The organism is Candidatus Roizmanbacteria bacterium (genome assembly GCA_016699265.1).
Classification (GTDB): Bacteria; Patescibacteriota; Microgenomatia; order UBA1406; family GWC2-37-13; genus CAZLQR01.
This window is the reverse complement of record CP064967.1, coordinates 394,325-410,072: the sequence shown is the minus strand read 5'-3', so window position 1 is coordinate 410,072 and position 15,748 is coordinate 394,325. Positions and strand designations below refer to the sequence as shown.

General features: G+C 41.7%; 14 protein-coding genes and 1 rRNA gene. 12 read left to right on the top strand and 3 right to left on the bottom strand.

Going from position 1 to position 15,748, the window contains the following annotated elements; all coding sequences use genetic code 11:
• Positions 1-134: 134 nt before the first annotated feature.
• The 5 genes from IPH70_02385 (at position 135) to IPH70_02365 (ending at position 6,960) form a co-directional block, all read left to right on the top strand.
• Positions 135-3,358 (top strand): 23S ribosomal RNA (locus tag IPH70_02385).
• Between the two features lie 121 nt (positions 3,359-3,479).
• A complete protein-coding gene (locus tag IPH70_02380; protein ID QQR64340.1) occupies positions 3,480-3,920 on the top strand; it encodes a hypothetical protein in 441 nt (146 codons plus the stop codon).
• A gap of 33 nt (positions 3,921-3,953) precedes the next feature.
• Positions 3,954-4,436 (top strand): crossover junction endodeoxyribonuclease RuvC, encoded by a 483-nt coding sequence (gene ruvC / locus IPH70_02375; protein ID QQR64339.1) that lies wholly within the window; start codon positions 3,954-3,956, stop codon positions 4,434-4,436.
• Between the two features lie 7 nt (positions 4,437-4,443).
• A complete protein-coding gene (locus IPH70_02370; GenBank protein QQR64338.1) occupies positions 4,444-6,084 on the top strand; it encodes a 2,3-bisphosphoglycerate-independent phosphoglycerate mutase in 1,641 nt (546 codons plus the stop codon).
• A 567-nt stretch (positions 6,085-6,651) separates the two neighbouring features.
• On the top strand, positions 6,652-6,960 hold the full coding sequence (locus tag IPH70_02365) for an EamA family transporter (GenBank protein QQR64337.1): 309 nt from the start codon (positions 6,652-6,654) through the stop codon (positions 6,958-6,960).
• Between the two features lie 3 nt (positions 6,961-6,963).
• Here IPH70_02365 and IPH70_02360 read toward each other — a convergent pair whose 3' ends face one another.
• Positions 6,964-7,872: a carbohydrate kinase family protein gene (locus IPH70_02360; protein ID QQR64336.1), complete on the bottom strand. Its 909-nt coding sequence runs from the start codon at positions 7,870-7,872 to the stop codon at positions 6,964-6,966.
• 59 nt (positions 7,873-7,931) lie between these two features.
• Between IPH70_02360 and IPH70_02355 the strand changes: the two genes are divergently transcribed.
• The 4 genes from IPH70_02355 (at position 7,932) to IPH70_02340 (ending at position 11,310) form a co-directional block, all read left to right on the top strand.
• Positions 7,932-8,315, top strand: a complete 384-nt coding sequence (locus IPH70_02355) for a hypothetical protein (protein ID QQR64335.1) — start codon at positions 7,932-7,934, stop codon at positions 8,313-8,315.
• Between the two features lie 28 nt (positions 8,316-8,343).
• On the top strand, positions 8,344-8,655 hold the full coding sequence (locus tag IPH70_02350; GenBank protein ID QQR64334.1) for a hypothetical protein: 312 nt from the start codon (positions 8,344-8,346) through the stop codon (positions 8,653-8,655).
• Positions 8,656-8,662: 7 nt separating this feature from the next.
• Positions 8,663-10,066 (top strand): phosphomannomutase/phosphoglucomutase, encoded by a 1,404-nt coding sequence (locus tag IPH70_02345; GenBank protein QQR64333.1) that lies wholly within the window; start codon positions 8,663-8,665, stop codon positions 10,064-10,066.
• A gap of 113 nt (positions 10,067-10,179) precedes the next feature.
• Positions 10,180-11,310, top strand: coding sequence for a sigma-70 family RNA polymerase sigma factor (locus tag IPH70_02340; GenBank protein ID QQR64332.1), 1,131 nt, complete (start codon positions 10,180-10,182; stop codon positions 11,308-11,310).
• Positions 11,311-11,325: 15 nt separating this feature from the next.
• On the opposite strand, the gene IPH70_02335 is transcribed toward IPH70_02340, so the two are convergent.
• Positions 11,326-11,919, bottom strand: coding sequence for a hypothetical protein (locus IPH70_02335; protein QQR64331.1), 594 nt, complete (start codon positions 11,917-11,919; stop codon positions 11,326-11,328).
• 537 nt (positions 11,920-12,456) lie between these two features.
• Positions 12,457-12,642 carry a hypothetical protein gene (locus tag IPH70_02330; protein ID QQR64330.1) on the bottom strand — a complete coding sequence of 62 codons (186 nt, stop codon included), beginning with the start codon at positions 12,640-12,642 and terminating at the stop codon, positions 12,457-12,459.
• Between the two features lie 140 nt (positions 12,643-12,782).
• On the opposite strand from IPH70_02330, the gene IPH70_02325 reads away from it, so the two are divergent.
• The 3 genes from IPH70_02325 to IPH70_02315 are packed head-to-tail and all read left to right on the top strand — an operon-like array spanning position 12,783 to position 15,561.
• The gene (locus IPH70_02325) at positions 12,783-14,384 is read left to right on the top strand and encodes a hypothetical protein (GenBank protein ID QQR64329.1); all 1,602 of its coding nucleotides are present in this window, start codon (positions 12,783-12,785) and stop codon (positions 14,382-14,384) included.
• Positions 14,385-14,442: 58 nt separating this feature from the next.
• Positions 14,443-14,991, top strand: coding sequence for a hypothetical protein (locus IPH70_02320; protein ID QQR64328.1), 549 nt, complete (start codon positions 14,443-14,445; stop codon positions 14,989-14,991).
• 51 nt (positions 14,992-15,042) lie between these two features.
• Positions 15,043-15,561, top strand: a complete 519-nt coding sequence (locus IPH70_02315; GenBank protein ID QQR64327.1) for a sortase — start codon at positions 15,043-15,045, stop codon at positions 15,559-15,561.
• Positions 15,562-15,748: the final 187 nt, after the last annotated feature.

The following is a 15,748-nucleotide window of genomic DNA, read 5'->3' as shown; positions in this document are numbered from 1 at the left end:
ACATGTATCCCGATGACTAGTCGGGATAACAAAGCGTGTTAGGTATCCCCCGAAGAAACGGGGGATTCAATTTCAAAAAATAATTATTAGACCGTATAAAGACATGTCAGTGTCTTTAGCGGAAAACGAATGAGAGAGATGGAAGAATTAACGCCATTGGTGGATGCCTTGGCAATTTGAGACGAAGAAGGACGCTTGCTCGAGAGCGATAACAACGATGAGTCCTTAAGCAGACGCTATTAATCGTTGGTTTCCGAATGGAGCAATCCCCTTAGTAGTAATACTGAGGATCCTGCTGATTTATCAGTAGGAGGACAACCTGGGGAACTGAAACATCTAAGTACCCGGAGGAAAAGAAAACAATATGTGATTCTGTCAGTAGCGGCGAGCGAAAGCAGAGCAGCCTAAACCAAGACGCAAGTCGAGGTGTTGCGGGACGCAGTAGGGAGTAACAATCGGTAAAAAAATGTTCTGGAAAGAACAACCAAAGTGCGTGATAGTCGCGTATTTCAAACTGAATGTTACCTCGAGCGAATCTCCCAAGTACTACGAGGCACGGCAAACCTTGTAGGAAACTGGGTCGGTCACGATCCAAGGCTAAATACTCAAATTGACCGATAGTGAACAAGTACCGTGAGGGAAAGGTGAAAAGTACCCCGAGAGGGGAGTGAAATAGTTACTGAAACCATTGGCTAACAAACAGACAGAGTCCCGATTTATCGGGATAATGTCGTGCCTATTGAAGAATGAGTCAGCGAGTGCTTGATAATTGCAAGTTTAACCCCATCATTTGGGGGAAGGCGGAGCGAAAGCGAGTCTGAATAGGGCTATTAGCAATTGTCAAACGACCCGAAACTAGGTGAGCTAACCATGAGCAGGGTGAAGCGTCGCGAAAGCGAAGTGGAGGCCCGTACCCGTTGTAGGTGAAATTACATGGGACGACTTGTGGTTAGGGGTAATATGCCTATCGAACCTAGAGATAGCTGGTTCTCCCCGAAATATATTTTGGTATAGCCTCTGTAGTTTAAGTCGAGGGGTAGAGCACTGGATGAGTCTTGGAGTCTTCGGATTACTAGACCCAACCAAACTCCGAATACTCGACGGATATACAGGGAGTCAGTCCTGCCCGGATAAGCGGGTGAGGTCGAGAGGGAAACATCCCAGATTCTCATCTAAGGTTCCTAAGTAATTGTTAAGTGGTTAAGGCCGTTTATTTTCCAATACAGCAGGAAGGTTGGCTCAGAAGCAGCCATCCTTTAAAGAGTGCGTAACAGCTCACCTGAATATTATTGCCTTCGGGCAGTATGGAAGATAGGCGCCAAACATGATCGGAGCTAAACAATTCACCGAAGATAGAAATTTTGCCGCAAGGCAATCTGGTAGGGGAGCGTACTACATACTGCGAAGCAGTACTGTAAGGTATTGTGGAGTGTGTAGTAGTGAGAATGCTGACATGAGTAGTGTATCTGCCGATGAAATATCGGCATGCCGAATTTCCAAGGTTTCCTCAGCAATGTCAATCAACTGAGGGTTAGTCGGATCTAAGGAGCTGCCGTCTGGTAGTTCCGATGTACAAGTCGTTAATATTCGACTACTGTTTGTAACGCGTTATCAAGTATGAAATGACGAAGTGTGATATAAGTGGCCTTCTACATGAGGGTTTAAGCACTGAGCGCAAGTGAAGTGTCAATACAATCGTTCGCGAGAATGAGAGCGCTATAAGTTGCGTTTCCCGGAAAAGTTTTATACTGAGTTTTACAAATATCCGTACCGCAAACCGACACAGGTGGAATGGTCGAGTAGACCAAGGCAAATGGGTAATGGTGGTTCAAGGAACTCGGCAAAAAAGCTGAGCGTAAGTTTTTCGATAAGCTCTGTCCCCCTTTGGGGGATTACAACAAACGTTTATCAACCGACTGTTTAGCAAAAACATAGGTCTCTGCAAACCAGAAATGGAACGTATAGAGGCTGAAACCTGTCCAGTACTGGTAAGTTAATCACTGTGGCTGACGTCCCCCTTTGGGGGAAACAGGTCGCGGTGCAAGCTCCAGTGAACGACAGCTCTAACCCTGAGAGTTCTAAGGTAGCGTAACCCCTTGCCGGGTAAGTTCCGGCCCGCATGAAAGGTTTAACGAGTTGATAACTGTCTTGAACTGCTGCCCGACGAAATTGAAATGGCTGTGAAGATGCGGCCTACCTGCACCCGGACAAAAAGACCCCGGGAGCTTTACTGAAACTTGACATTGATAAGAAGCTTTGAACTGTTTAGTGTAGGAGGGAGACTTCGGTCGCCAATGAAACACCTCTCTTTCAATTCTTTGAGTCTTACCACCGCAAGGCGGGATAGTGTTAGGCGGTCAGTTTGGCTGGGGCGGCCTACTCCAAAAAGGTAACGGAGTTGTGCAAAGGTTGGCTTACTGCGTATAGAAATCGCAGTTTACGTGCAAACGCAAAAGCCAGCTTAACTGTGAGAATGACTATTCGAGCAGATACGAAAGTAGGCGTTAGTGATCCTCGAATCCGCAGTGATTGCGGATCGGGCTTAACGAATAAAAGCTACCCCGGGGATAACAGGCTAGTCGCGTCCGAGCGTTCACAGCGACGACGCGGTTCGGCACCTCGATGTCGGCTCATCGTATCCTGGAGGTGTAGTAGCTTCCAAGGGTTGGGCTGTTCGCCCATTAAAACGGTACGCGAGCTGGGTTCAGAACGTCGTGAGACAGTAGACTTATAATGCTTAAACATTATTAACGTGCTGTGCTCTTTCCATCGACTTCTAGAATCTTCGAGATTAGTGTTATATGGTCTTTTTGTAAATTAAATGTGGAAATGTAAATCTGACTATTTGCTGGGAACTCCGAGTATCTTGAACTACTCCGATTAACATCGTGAGTGAAAATGTTGCAAGTGCGGAAAATCAGCAGGAAAGGATGGTTCAAACCATCCGTCCTCAGAGACTATACGTCAGAGTCCAGATATTTATTATCAGGATAAGATATAGTCCGAACTGTATGGCGACATACAGAGCACTCATAGAAATATGATGCCTTGTAATTTATTACAAGTAACATGTTTGTCGGTCTCTATCCGGTGCAGGCGCTTTGATTTTTGAGGGGACACTCTTCTAGTACGAGAGGACCGAAGATGTGGAAATCCCTGGTGTACCAGTTGTCCCAAAAGGGCATCGCTGGGTAGCTATATTTCCTTTTGATAAGCACTGAATGCATCTCAAGTGCGAAGCATTCCCCAAGATTAGAAATCTTAAGTTTCCTCGAAGAATACGAGGTTGATAGGCGTCAAGTGTAAGCTCTGCAAGGAGTATAGCTGAGACGTACTAAGTAACGTCTTCCGTCTCTTTGATTCGTTTTCAAAGAGTATATGGAATTGACTATAGCGCAAATAAAAGACCCAAATTGATACTGTGAAATAAATATCTTGCTCAAATTGACAAGACTTATTCGTTAGCATATTATTGAAATATGGCTAGAATACCTTCAAAATCAGTAAAGTGGATTAAAATAATTCTTAAAATTCAGATCTACACTGTAATTTTTTTGGTGCTAAGCATTTCCTTACTTGCAGCATTTCAGCCAGCAGTAGGCTATACACCTGGAAATGGTTTTATTGGGGACTTTTACTATGGCTTCCTAGCTAGATTGCAGGGCCAATCTTATAACTCAACTTATCCCATATTTCTAGATAATCCAGGACGTATTATTGGCTATTTTACTTACTTTGCCATTTTTCCAAGCATAACTTTGTTCGCTTTGAATAAGAAAATGAGAAAGCTGTTTCTCTTCGGTGCCATATTTAGCTTATTAATGTCATTAGGAAATTCGGCACCTCTGGGTATAGTCATGTTTATTACGATACTTGTTCTTGCATTTAAAAAATCTGCTAAACATTACTTCACGACCTAGATACTAGATACCAGATAATTTATAATTGGCTCTATGGTAATTTTAGCTATCGACTCTGGTTTTGAACGCACTGGGTGGGCGATAATTAGCTATCAAAAATCGGTTGTCAGTTATAAGACATCTGGATTAATAAAAACCTCAGCCAAGAAAACGATGGCCAAGCGCCTTGAAGAAATCTACAACGAACTAGAGTTGATTATTACAAAAGAGAAACCAACCGAAATGGCAATAGAACAGCTTTTCTTTTTTAAGAATCAAAAAACGGTTATCCCTGTGGCTCAAGCTCAGGGGATAGCTCAACTACTCGCGGCTCAACACAACATTTCTCTGTCACTACTCACACCACTTCAGATCAAGCAAATTGTCACTGGCTATGGTCACTCAGACAAAGAATCAGTAAAAAAAATGATCGGATTAACTCTTCCAAAACTTGACTTAACCGGCAAAATTGACGATGAAATTGACGCAATTGCGTGTGGTCTGGCTTATTGTTATCTCAATAAGAAGCTACTATAATGAATTAATGAATTCAGTCGTTCTTATAGTCCTTGATGGTTTTGGAATTGCCCCTCCAGGTCCTGGAAATCCTATCTACCTAGCCAACCCCACCAACATTAATAGCTACCTTTATACCTATCCAAACACACAACTTAAGGCGTCAGGTGAGGCAGTTGGTCTTCCTGCGGTTGAGGTCGGAAATACCGAGGTCGGGCATATTAATCTTGGTGCTGGGAAAATCGTCTATCAGGATCTTCCTCGTATTAATATGTCGATAGCAGACGGATCTTATTACAAAACAGAAGCATTTTTAAAAGCCGTTGAGCATGTAAAAAAAACAAAAGGCAATCTTCATTTTATAGGTCTCGTCGGTCAGGGTAGTGTACACGCAAGCGTTGACCATCTCCACGCACTCTTATTTTTTGCCAAAGAAAATAATCTTTCAAATGTATTCGTACATGCAATCACGGATGGAAGAGACTCTCCCCCAAAATCAGCTATGGAAATTATCAAGCCACTGGAGGACAAACTTAAGCAACTTGGTGTAGGTAAAATTGCAACGATACTAGGACGATACTTCGCGATGGATCGAGATAGAAGGTGGGAACGAATTGAAAAAGCGTATGTTTGTCTCACTAAAGGAATCGGTGCAACTGCAGAGACTGCAGAGCAAGCTATTCAGAATGCGTATGTGAAAAATCTTACAGATGAGTTTATTGAGCCCACAAACATAACAACTCTCGGTCAACCTCCAGTAATTATTAAAGAAGGTGATGCCGTAATATATTTTAACTATCGTATTGATCGACCAAGAGAACTTACAAAAGCCTTCGTTCTTGAAGATTTTCAAAAAGAGGCGAATAAAACACTATCCTTTGATCCATATGCAATTAAGTACGAAAAGACCCATCTTGAAAAAAAATCTCCAGAAGCTTTTAACCCCCCTTTTCAACGTGGCGATAAGATAAAGAATCTCCTTTTTGTTACTATGACGGAATATGAAAAAGAACTTCCTGTTGAGATCGCGTTTCCACCGAATGTCGTTAGCGTACCAATAGGAAGACTCATATCTGAAAAGGGAATACCTCAGCTACGTATGTCTGAGACCGAAAAGGAAAGGTTTGTTGGTTTTTATTTCAATGGACATCGTGAAGCGGCTTTTCCCAACGAAGACCGCGTTATAATTCCTTCTCCTAAAGTTCCTACCTATGATCAAAAACCAGAAATGTCTGCTTATGAACTAACCGATGTGTTGACTCAAAAGATGAAAGAACAGAAGTATCCTTTCATTCTAGTCAACTTTGCGAACGCTGATATGGTTGGCCATACCGGTAGCATCGAGGCTACAATCAAGGCTATTAAGGTACTTGACGAGTGTCTTGGTAAGGTTGTACAGACAGCACTTTCATTCGGTCATTACGTTCTTATCACCGCAGATCATGGTAATGCAGAGGAGAAGATAAACCCATCAACTGGTCAGATCTCAACCGAGCACACTGATAATCCTGTTCCGTTTATTGCCATTCATAGTTCACTACAAGGCCGTTTGGTAAAGTTACCCTCCGGCATTTTAGCAGACATTGCTCCAACTATTCTTGCCCTTCTAGACATTCTCAAACCAGGAGAGATGACAGGTCGGAATCTTCTCGAAGAACTTGCAAGTTAGTATGATAAATTTTCTTCTTTTATTGCTGAACAATCGTTTTTCTTGGCTCACTAAATAGTATTGGAATAAAGATTGGGCTTACTTTTTCTCACCTATTATTTTTACTTTCTCAGATTCCTAATTTCATTTCTAATCTTATCGCCTTTTGTCAAGAAAAAACAATATTCAGACTTTAATTAAATACAAAGAAGGTTTATCTTGTATCAATTTTGCAGTTTCTAATGTGATTTTATTTTGCTTTTGGAATTCATCTCAGTACAGTTATTATTTCTAGTGTTATTTCGACAACAATCCCAGTTCTCATTGGTGTAATTTCTCATTTATTTTTACATCAACTGTTTTAGGAAAAATGAGATTATGGGCGCTGTTGTTGGATTAATTGGAACCTCTCGATTGTTCTTATTCCTATTCTTGAAAAATCAAACATTAAAGCGGGACATTTTTAGGTAACATATTTCTTCTTGCCGCTTATGGTGTCATTTGCTATTTATACTGCAATTGTTAAATCCTTTTCAAAAAATTTTTCAAAAAAGGAGCTTAATTTACCGTAATTTTTTTTTTCTTGCTTTGACTCCAATTTATTTCCTAATTATAGACTTTACTCGGTACAATCCTTACTTATTTCCGGACCTTCTTTGCCAGCAATTGCTGGACTTACATTTTCTGGCAACTTTTGGAACAGTTGGTTTTTTTTATTTTTATATCAAAAACTTATTTCAAAAAGGAGGTCCGATGTATGCGAGTCTTTCCTTTTATCTTAATCCAATAGCTGCCTCAATTTTCGGATCCATTTTCTTACATGAGAGACTTACACCATTTATCTTGTTAGGCGCAAGTGTCACTTTTCTTGGAGTGTGGATCTATGGGAGAAAATAAACATTAATTTGCTCCGATTTTCTTGACTATTTTAGAGGCGTATCGTGTGCCGGCTTTCATCGCTCGCTCAACATCAGAGTACCGAAGAAAGGAAGTTATAAAACCCGCCGTATACCCGTCTCCAACACCGGTAGTGTCAACAACAAGATCTTGTTTTTTTACAGCACAGTAAAAAACTTTTTCACCTTCATACCCATAGCTTCCACTCTCTCCATCAGTAACAATGACTATCGCATCCTTCATATTCGGAAGATAAGATAAAATAGACTCTTTAAAATCGATCTTCTCTACATCCTTCTTCACAATGTCGGCAAACTCATGCGTATTTACAATTAAAACATCTGCATACTCTAGTAGATCGGAGATGAACTGCTTGGGCTTACAGCATTCCAAAGGTCCCACATTTACAAAAATTTGAACGTCATTATTCTTCAAGGATTTCATTAGAGCCTTTCGTTCCTTAACTGAAACATGTGAAAGATTCCCAAAATACACCGCTCTTGTATTTAGATTCCTGCGCGAAATATGCGTTTCTTCAAGTATATGCTCGTGTGACGACTGGTGGGTAATCACGGTTCGCTCACCGCTTTCATCAAGTAAAATTACAGAAACGCTTATTGCGGTCTGATTAAATAAAACATGCGATGTGTTTACCTTCGCGATCTGCAATCTCTGCATTATTCCTTTTCGGAAGACATTATTACCAATCATACCCACAACAGCTGTTTTCAAACCATTTTTTCTACCTCCGATCGCAACATTTGCGGCACCGCCACCAACACTCATACTAAAGTCCTCACTTCGATACTTCCCGCCGATAGCAAGAAAGAGCCTCTTGTCTTTTTTAGTGAGCTCATCGGCGCTAAAGTAGAGATCTGCAGAGATAGTACCTATGGAAACAAGATCAAACATATTTTCAGTATACCGTATTTGGTATCTCGTATTCCGTATTCAAACATTATGATTTATACTTGATACGTTATACGCTATACGTTATACGAAATACGATGATCACGATTATTTGCGGTGAGGACTCAGTCGCCTCAAGAAACTACCTGAATGAAGTGCTTAAGCTACATGTCGAAAAACATGGCTCAACTGTAAAAACGATAACAGCTGCAGAATGTATAGATCTTAGTCTGCAAGATACTCAACCTATGTCACTTTTCGAGATACCAATATACCTCCTCGAAAATGCCTCAAAAAAAATAACAAGGAAAGGAAGCGGCGATTTATATAAGTCGTTATTAACGATCTCAAAATCATCTGAGATTTCTGTTTTTATCTGGGAAGCAAATATGGGAAAAGGGAGATCAAAACTGCCGATTTGGGAGTTGTTAAGGACTTCAAACTGAGTTCATCGGTATTTACGCTTCTCGATCAATGTTACCCTTCAAACCTCAAAAATTCCTCGCCGAGTTTTACAGTCTTGTAACTCCAACAACCGAACTTTTTATGCAGATCATGCTCACCCGTCACATTCGATCACTACTAGCTATTCGACTTGGTGAGGTTCCTACGCGAATGCAGTCGTGGCAGGTAGGTAAACTAAAAGCTCAGGCTTTCAAATGGGATACCAAAAATCTTCTTGATTTTTATGAAAAATTGCTTAGTATTGAAGTACGTTTAAAGACGGGGAAATCGGTTTATACCGTTGGAGAATCACTGTCTCTGTTATCTTGTTATTATCTGTAAACGATCTATGAATCAATCACTTTTCAAAGCCTACGACATTCGAGGTGTTTATCCAACGGATCTTAATGAGAAAGCGATGGAGTCAATAATTAGAAGCATCTATAGTTTCTTCAAACAAAATCTGAAGAAGGACAGTATATCTGTAGTTATTGGAAGAGATATGCGAACCTCCGGACCTGCGCTCTTTGAGGTAGCCAAAAAGACACTTATTGCCTGTGGAGCTGAGGTTATTGATATCGGACTGGTCTCAACGCCGACTTTCTACTATTCGGTACTAAAGTACAGCTATGACGCCGGAATCGATATTACCGCATCACACAATCCGAAAGAGTGGGCTGGTATCAAATTTGTAAAACGCGATGGAAACAAAATCATAAAGATAGGTAAGTCGACCGGAATGAACGAGATCAAAGAAATGGCCCTAAAGGGAGAGTTTCCTGAATACACAAACGACGGAACCGTAACTGAACGAACCGATGTTCTAGACGAAGAGATAGCCGATGCATTAGAGACTGTTGATATCTCACTTCTTAAAAAATTTAAAGTAGCCTGTGATCCGGCGAATGGTATGGGCTCTCTCTACGTAGCGAAACTTTTTGAAAAGGTTGGAGGAGAACTTATAAAAATGAACTTTGATTTAGACGGCACCTTCCCTGCGCACCAAGCAGATCCCCTAGACTTTAATAATTTAATTCCTCTTCAGGACAAGGTTAAGGAAGTTAAGGCAGATTTTGGCATTGAGCCGGATGGCGATGGAGATCGTGTTTTCTTTATCGATGAAAAAGGTCAGGTCGTTCCGGCAACCTTTATCTCATCTCTCATCGCTCAAGAAATACTTAAAGAACATCCTAACGAAACCATAGTCGTCGATATACGCTACACCAGAAATGTTACCGAGGTTGTGAAGAAAAATGGAGGAAAGATTTTTGTAAGTAAGGTTGGCCATGCCTTTATCACCGAGGACGTGAATCGAGAAGGAGCTTACTTTGCAGGGGAGTCCTCAGGTCATTTTTACTTTGGTGAAACAGGAGGGGCAGAGAGCGCAGTACGAGTGATAATCTATATTCTTAAAGCGCTTAGCGAAACAGGAAAACCACTATCGGAACTTCTTTCTGGACTAGTAAGTTCATTTGAGTCAGGAGAACGTAACTTTATTCTCCCTGAAGGAGGGGATTCAAAATCCCTCATGGAAGAAATTGTAAAGGAGAATAGTGAGGGTGAACTATCTCGACTTGATGGAATCTCAATTGACTTTCCTGACTGGCGTCTCAGTATTCGAAGCTCAAATACCGAACCTCTTCTTAGATTGAATGTGGAGGCGAAGACCGAGGAGCTGATGAAACAAAGATTTCAGCAGCTCACCGATCGAATCCTTAAATCAGGCGCCAAAGAAAAATCCTCAGACCACTAACGTAGACCTCGCAGGTCTACGTGGCCAACGTGCAAGATGAATACTTCGAGTTATTAATTGATTATAGAGCCTCAAAAAGCTATAATATACCTTTCTGTTCTTCAGATATTTTTATGGCAATACACGAAAGGGAAACGAGATTAACGACTGAAACTCGACCGAGATCTTTGCAGGAAGTAATGGCAGTGTCATCCTTTGCGGAGTATAAGCGGGCCATTGGCAGCGTTCCGGTATACACTCATAACGAACATGCACAAAGATTTCGTCTGCTTGACGAGGCTCGGCAGCATGGAAACGGTCCAGCTATTCAATATCTTACCGACGACCTTACACTTCACAATCTCAGATACGTGGTTTGCCTCGCCAATCGATACCAAGGGAAAGGTGTCGCTCTGGAGGACTTGGTTCAGGAAGGAAATATAGGCCTGATGCGTGCAGTTGAGCGATTTGAGGTTGAGCGAGGATTTAGATTCACTACCTTTTCATCGAGGGAGATTCGCAGTAGGATATCAAAGCTGGTGGGGCAAATGGGGAATCCAGTCAGGCTTCCCGAAGACCTCAATCGTCTGTCGAAAGCAGTTGATACAACTGTAGCTGATCTTGTTCAGAAATTTGGCACAGAACAAATTTCTCCTGAGCAAATCGCAGATCGTATGCAAATTCCTATCGTAGAAGTTGACGAGGTACTGAAAGCAAAGATAGCGCAACATTTCAGATCAATCCAGGAACCCGTTGCAACGGTTAAAGGTCCTCAGAAGGACTATACTCTGGAGGAGTTTCTCGAGGATAGAGGCACTACGCCTGCGTATGAGGTTGCGCTCCAAAATCACGCTTCAGATGAGGCAATGCGTTTGCTTGCTGAGTTACCTCGAGTTGTAGGTGAGGTCATTCGACGTAGGACCGGAATATTTGACGGTAGGGAACAAACTTGGTCCGAAATAGCGGAGGCAACAGGCAGATCCATAGATTTTGCAAAAAGTATCTACACTGACGGGCTTGCATTACTTCGAGATAATTTTACTGCAGATGAGCATGGAAGAAACGCCCCTTTGGTAACCCCTTCTTCAGATGCTGAAATTGGCAACCTTGGCCTCACCAGAAAACAATGGACCATACTCTCGATGCTTGACTCAGGAAAGTGTCCTCCAACTACACGTGAGTTCGCAGCGCAACTCGGGATGGATCGAAAAGAGCTGATCGCAGAACTGACCAGAATTAATGATTTATATCCTCTTCGAGCTTAGAGTGAGGTTTCGTCTTTAAGAAGATGCCGCAAACTGAGCGGCTCGGATAGATTGAATAATCTCAACGCCTTCATGTGGCATGTCGGGTCGTTTCTCTCCTTCCTTCAGATCGAATCCATTTCCGGGCTTTATAAATCCGAAGTTCTTGTTGTGAGCCAAGTACGATGTGAAACTACCCCATGGCGCATCAATAATAGCGTCTCGACCGGTTCTACTCGTATATGCTATCTTGTCTGGAAATTTATGGTGCTCGTCCTGTCCTCCTACCTCGTCGTATGTAATCCAGCTTAAAATCCTACCAATAAATCCTGTATAAACCGTGTTGGTTGAGATCGATCCATCAGAGTTTATTTTGATCTGATAATCTTTTTTGGATAATGCACGTAATAAATCTCTTGCAGTAAGAGGTCCGTCGTGTCCCAGTCCATTCGTAATATTTCCACCAGATAAGCCAGCTAACATCTTTACACCATTCGCTGCGCTACCGGCAACAATGGCAAGACCAATATCCTTCGGCTGATATTTGCCTTTTATCACAAGAGCAGCAACTTTCGGCGAAAGACGAATCCAGCTAAGATATCTGCTACTACATGATGAGCTCTTGATCATCGGTTTCCCTTAAGGTCATCTGGCTTCGATGCCGGCTCTGCTTTAAATAAATTTCCTGCAACTTTATAGTCCCTTACATTGTTGAGAATTTCTGCTCTTACACCATTTAGTCTGCCATTTTAGGACGTTGTAAAGCGGGGAGTGAGGATCGGTCAGAAGAATTCTAGCCATCTCTTCAGTTGAGTATTTTCCTGCCTGCCGTCTTCCGGCATCGACCCAATATAGAGGCTCAGTAGGATTAAATAAATCACTTAGCTCTTTTTCCGAGTACCAGTCGGGCTCCTTATACTCCGACTCAAGTCTTGTTTTATCTCCTCATCGGCTAGCATCCCAATTGAAGCACCTGATCTCTCGTAAATATGTCTACAAAAGGATCTAGATGTTTAAATTCATTAGGAACCTAACTTTGTCTTCATCTCAGGATTATCTTCCAACCATCGGGCCGCTCTAGATATCTGGTAGAAGGGAACAGAGACGCATCTGCCATTTACGTGATGAATTCTGTGTAGAAATGCCGAAATATCGTGGGTCCATTCTCTATCGATCAGACACTCTCCTCCAAATCGACCATTTTTTAAAATAAGGATCAAGTTCGAGACTTTTGTAAAGAAGCTCTCTGTGATGTCTCCACGTTATGACTCCCACACTTGCAAGACCAAGAAGACCTATGCCAACTGGAATAGCTTTGAGCTTGGCTGACAGTCGATACAAATTCTTTCGCAAAGAGCGTTGTCTGATCTACCAGTTGCTGCACCGCGTAATCGTTCTTTCATAAAATCAATATTGATTCTAACCCTGCTCAATCAAACATAGACACCTTCTTCCTAAATATGAGGAGGGCTTATAGTATACTATGGACTGTTATGGCAGATCAAATTGTACTTTCTAAGTATACAACGGCGCTTCTTGAGCAGTTCAAGAAAATAAAGTCTCCCACAGCTCCCGATGATCTTTCTAAGATTTCAGTTTCTCAAACTGTTACCTTTTTTGCGCTTGCTTACGAACGTCTTCGAAATGCGGTTGAGTACCGTGACGCACACCTAATTCGACGAGCTGCCATAGAACGAATACTACGCCGCAGAATGTCGATGAATCCAATGGGAACTAACGAAGGTGAGAATATTATTCGAGAGCTCCTTTGGGCTCGATACTTTCCCAATGAATCACTTGGCGCACCCCACGCCATTCAGATCCAGCATATCATCGATATCTATAAAAGAATTTTAGACCAACTACTCATCGGTCAGAAAACCGCAAATCGCATCTTTATACGCCAGTTTCTCGTCCACATGATGTCCAGTGAGATAGAGGAAACCTTGCAGCCAGTTGAGGCCAAACAACACTCCCTGTTTACTTTTTTTATGTTTCAGGTTCTTAAGAAAAAAATTAAGATCGAAAAGGTAACTGAGGAAGAAAAGAATGCCTCATTTTTTGTCGCGATAGAAAAAGGATACAATCAAAGTGACATTGCCTATCTTCGTTACCATCTATTTACTCTTTCTGAGAAACCTTTGTCGCAACAAACCGAACAACAGATAGATGTGCTCATTCCAAAACTTCCAAATCTTTTTCACAAAATTGACAGTATTATAAACAACCCAAACACCGATCGTCTCAGAAGGTTTGTTAACTTTCACAAACCACCTTTCCTCATTCTTGCCGACCTTGTACAGCGACGTGGAATAGAAGCTAAAGACATTTTGGCAAACCCAGAACTTCTACTGAACGATGTGGATCAGATCTGTCGAGAGAAGTACTCAGCCTCACAATCACGTCTTCAGACCCTAGCACTGAAAGCAATCGTTTACATCTTTATAACTAAGATGCTTTTGGCTATTATTCTTGAGTATCCTATATCGCTTTTGATCTATGGTGAGGTTAACTATTTTTCGCTAATAGTAAATACGGTTATCCCACCACTTCTTATGTTTCTAATTGCTACCTTTACTAAGATTCCAGATGCAAAAAATACAAAGAGAATATACCAGCGGATTGTCGAGATTCTAGACAGCGACAATGAGTTTGAGACAACGCTTTCACTGGTCACTAAGGAGAACAAAGTGCAAAATCCATCCAGAATCTTTGTCTTTACCATCTTCTATTCCATCACGTTTTTTATAACCTTCGGGCTAATTAATGCCCTGCTCAGCATATTTGGATTTAATGCTATTAGCAAACTTTTGTTTATGTTCTTCGTATCGGTTGTGACCTTCTTTGCATATAGAATTCGCCAAACTGCAAAACAGTACCAACTACCGGAAGGAGAGGCTGTCTTCAGACCGTTTACTGACTTTTTCTTTATGCCAATACTATCGGTCGGGAAGTTCCTGAGCAGAAGCTTATCCCACCTTAACTTCATTACCTTCATCTTCGATTTCATAATCGAAGCACCGTTCAAGATGATCATAGAGGTCATCGAAGAATGGATCTCCTTTGTTCGCCAAAAACGTGACGAGATTGTCTAGTCGCTCCAAAGACTTGATTTAGACCGATAGTATTGATATACTATCGGCTTAAAGAATTATGCGTCAGATTGTAAGGGGTTTGACCAGCGTCGTTTTGGCAATGTTCGTATTTTATGCGATGCCATTTTCTACATTCGCAATTACTGCTCCAAACTTCCCATCATGTCTTAATCACGAAGGTAATCCAAGAGCATATTACTCTTATGGGACTCATGGTATCGTAGGAGATCCACGAGAGTTTAAAGGATCAGATGGTGTGTACTCAATTGATGATGATCGTGTGATTCAGTGTTTCTGCCCAGACACCGGCGACGGTATCCAGACTATATGGTGGAAGGTATCGAGTCTTACTCAGTTTCAGATCGACGACTTAGTACGTCAGGGATGGCACTATGTTCCGTTTGGAGACAAGTGGGGACTCCATTCTGCTCCATACGTGGCTAAAAACTCATCTTTTTCATGCATTGGTGGAAAGGGAGGAGGTTCGTCAGAGGATGGTCAGGTTCTTGGACTAGCAACAACCGGAAACCTTCAGGAGATCGTAGCTCTTGCCTTTATTGGAATTACACTTCTTGTAGCCGGTCGCTCTCTCAAAAAACAGTCTTAATTCGAATACGTAATACTGAATACGGTATACGAAATACGATATACGAAATATATGAAACGATTACTAGGTAAATTTTTCACAATCCTCGGCGCCGCATTTCTTGGCTTCAGCACTATCCTGATCGTTCAGCGCTTTAATCCCTCACGAATCACCTTCAATAATTACGAGCCTCTCTCTATTAACGCGTGCCGCAACGTCACCTACCTCCCTCGTATAATTCGAATCCCAAGTTTACATAAAACTCTTCCAATCATTCCCGCAACAATTAATGATGGAAAATGGACGCTCACTGACAAAGGAATCTCATATCTAACCTCAAGTAAAATTCCTGGTGAGGAGGGAAATGGCATAATGTACGGACACAACTGGGAATCTCTCCTTGGAGGTCTTGAAAAAATTAAGCCTGGATCAAAAATTGAGATCGAGTATACCAACGGAATGAAACGGACCTTTATTGTTCAGGTTACCGCAAATGTCTCTCCCGATCAAACTAATGTATTAAAACAATCCCACGACAAGCGTCTTACTCTCTACACCTGCTCTGGTTTCTGGACACCCAACGATTTGTAGTCGTTGCAACTCTTGAAAATGAGATTGTCGCAATGCGCTAAATACTAGATACTAAATACTACATACTAGATACTAACTCAGTCTTATAGTATAATCATTGTTTGGAGTATTAAAACATGCAAAAAATATCTATCATAGTTCCTGTATGGAACGAGGAAGGATCCGTTACGGATCTCGTTAATCGGGT

What these genes read in the sequence shown, in the direction of transcription:
- IPH70_02325 (QQR64329.1), top strand. Translation starts at nt 12,783, where the DNA reads ATGGCAGATCAAATTGTACTTTCTAAGTATACAACGGCGCTTCTTGAG.
- IPH70_02350 (QQR64334.1), top strand. Translation starts at nt 8,344, where the DNA reads ATGTTACCCTTCAAACCTCAAAAATTCCTCGCCGAGTTTTACAGTCTT.
- IPH70_02345 (QQR64333.1), top strand. Translation starts at nt 8,663, where the DNA reads ATGAATCAATCACTTTTCAAAGCCTACGACATTCGAGGTGTTTATCCA.
- IPH70_02360 (QQR64336.1), bottom strand. Translation starts at nt 7,872, where the DNA reads ATGTTTGATCTTGTTTCCATAGGTACTATCTCTGCAGATCTCTACTTT.
- ruvC (QQR64339.1), top strand. Translation starts at nt 3,954, where the DNA reads ATGGTAATTTTAGCTATCGACTCTGGTTTTGAACGCACTGGGTGGGCG.
- IPH70_02370 (QQR64338.1), top strand. Translation starts at nt 4,444, where the DNA reads ATGAATTCAGTCGTTCTTATAGTCCTTGATGGTTTTGGAATTGCCCCT.
- IPH70_02340 (QQR64332.1), top strand. Translation starts at nt 10,180, where the DNA reads ATGGCAATACACGAAAGGGAAACGAGATTAACGACTGAAACTCGACCG.
- IPH70_02335 (QQR64331.1), bottom strand. Translation starts at nt 11,919, where the DNA reads ATGATCAAGAGCTCATCATGTAGTAGCAGATATCTTAGCTGGATTCGT.
- IPH70_02315 (QQR64327.1), top strand. Translation starts at nt 15,043, where the DNA reads ATGAAACGATTACTAGGTAAATTTTTCACAATCCTCGGCGCCGCATTT.
- IPH70_02380 (QQR64340.1), top strand. Translation starts at nt 3,480, where the DNA reads ATGGCTAGAATACCTTCAAAATCAGTAAAGTGGATTAAAATAATTCTT.
- IPH70_02320 (QQR64328.1), top strand. Translation starts at nt 14,443, where the DNA reads ATGCGTCAGATTGTAAGGGGTTTGACCAGCGTCGTTTTGGCAATGTTC.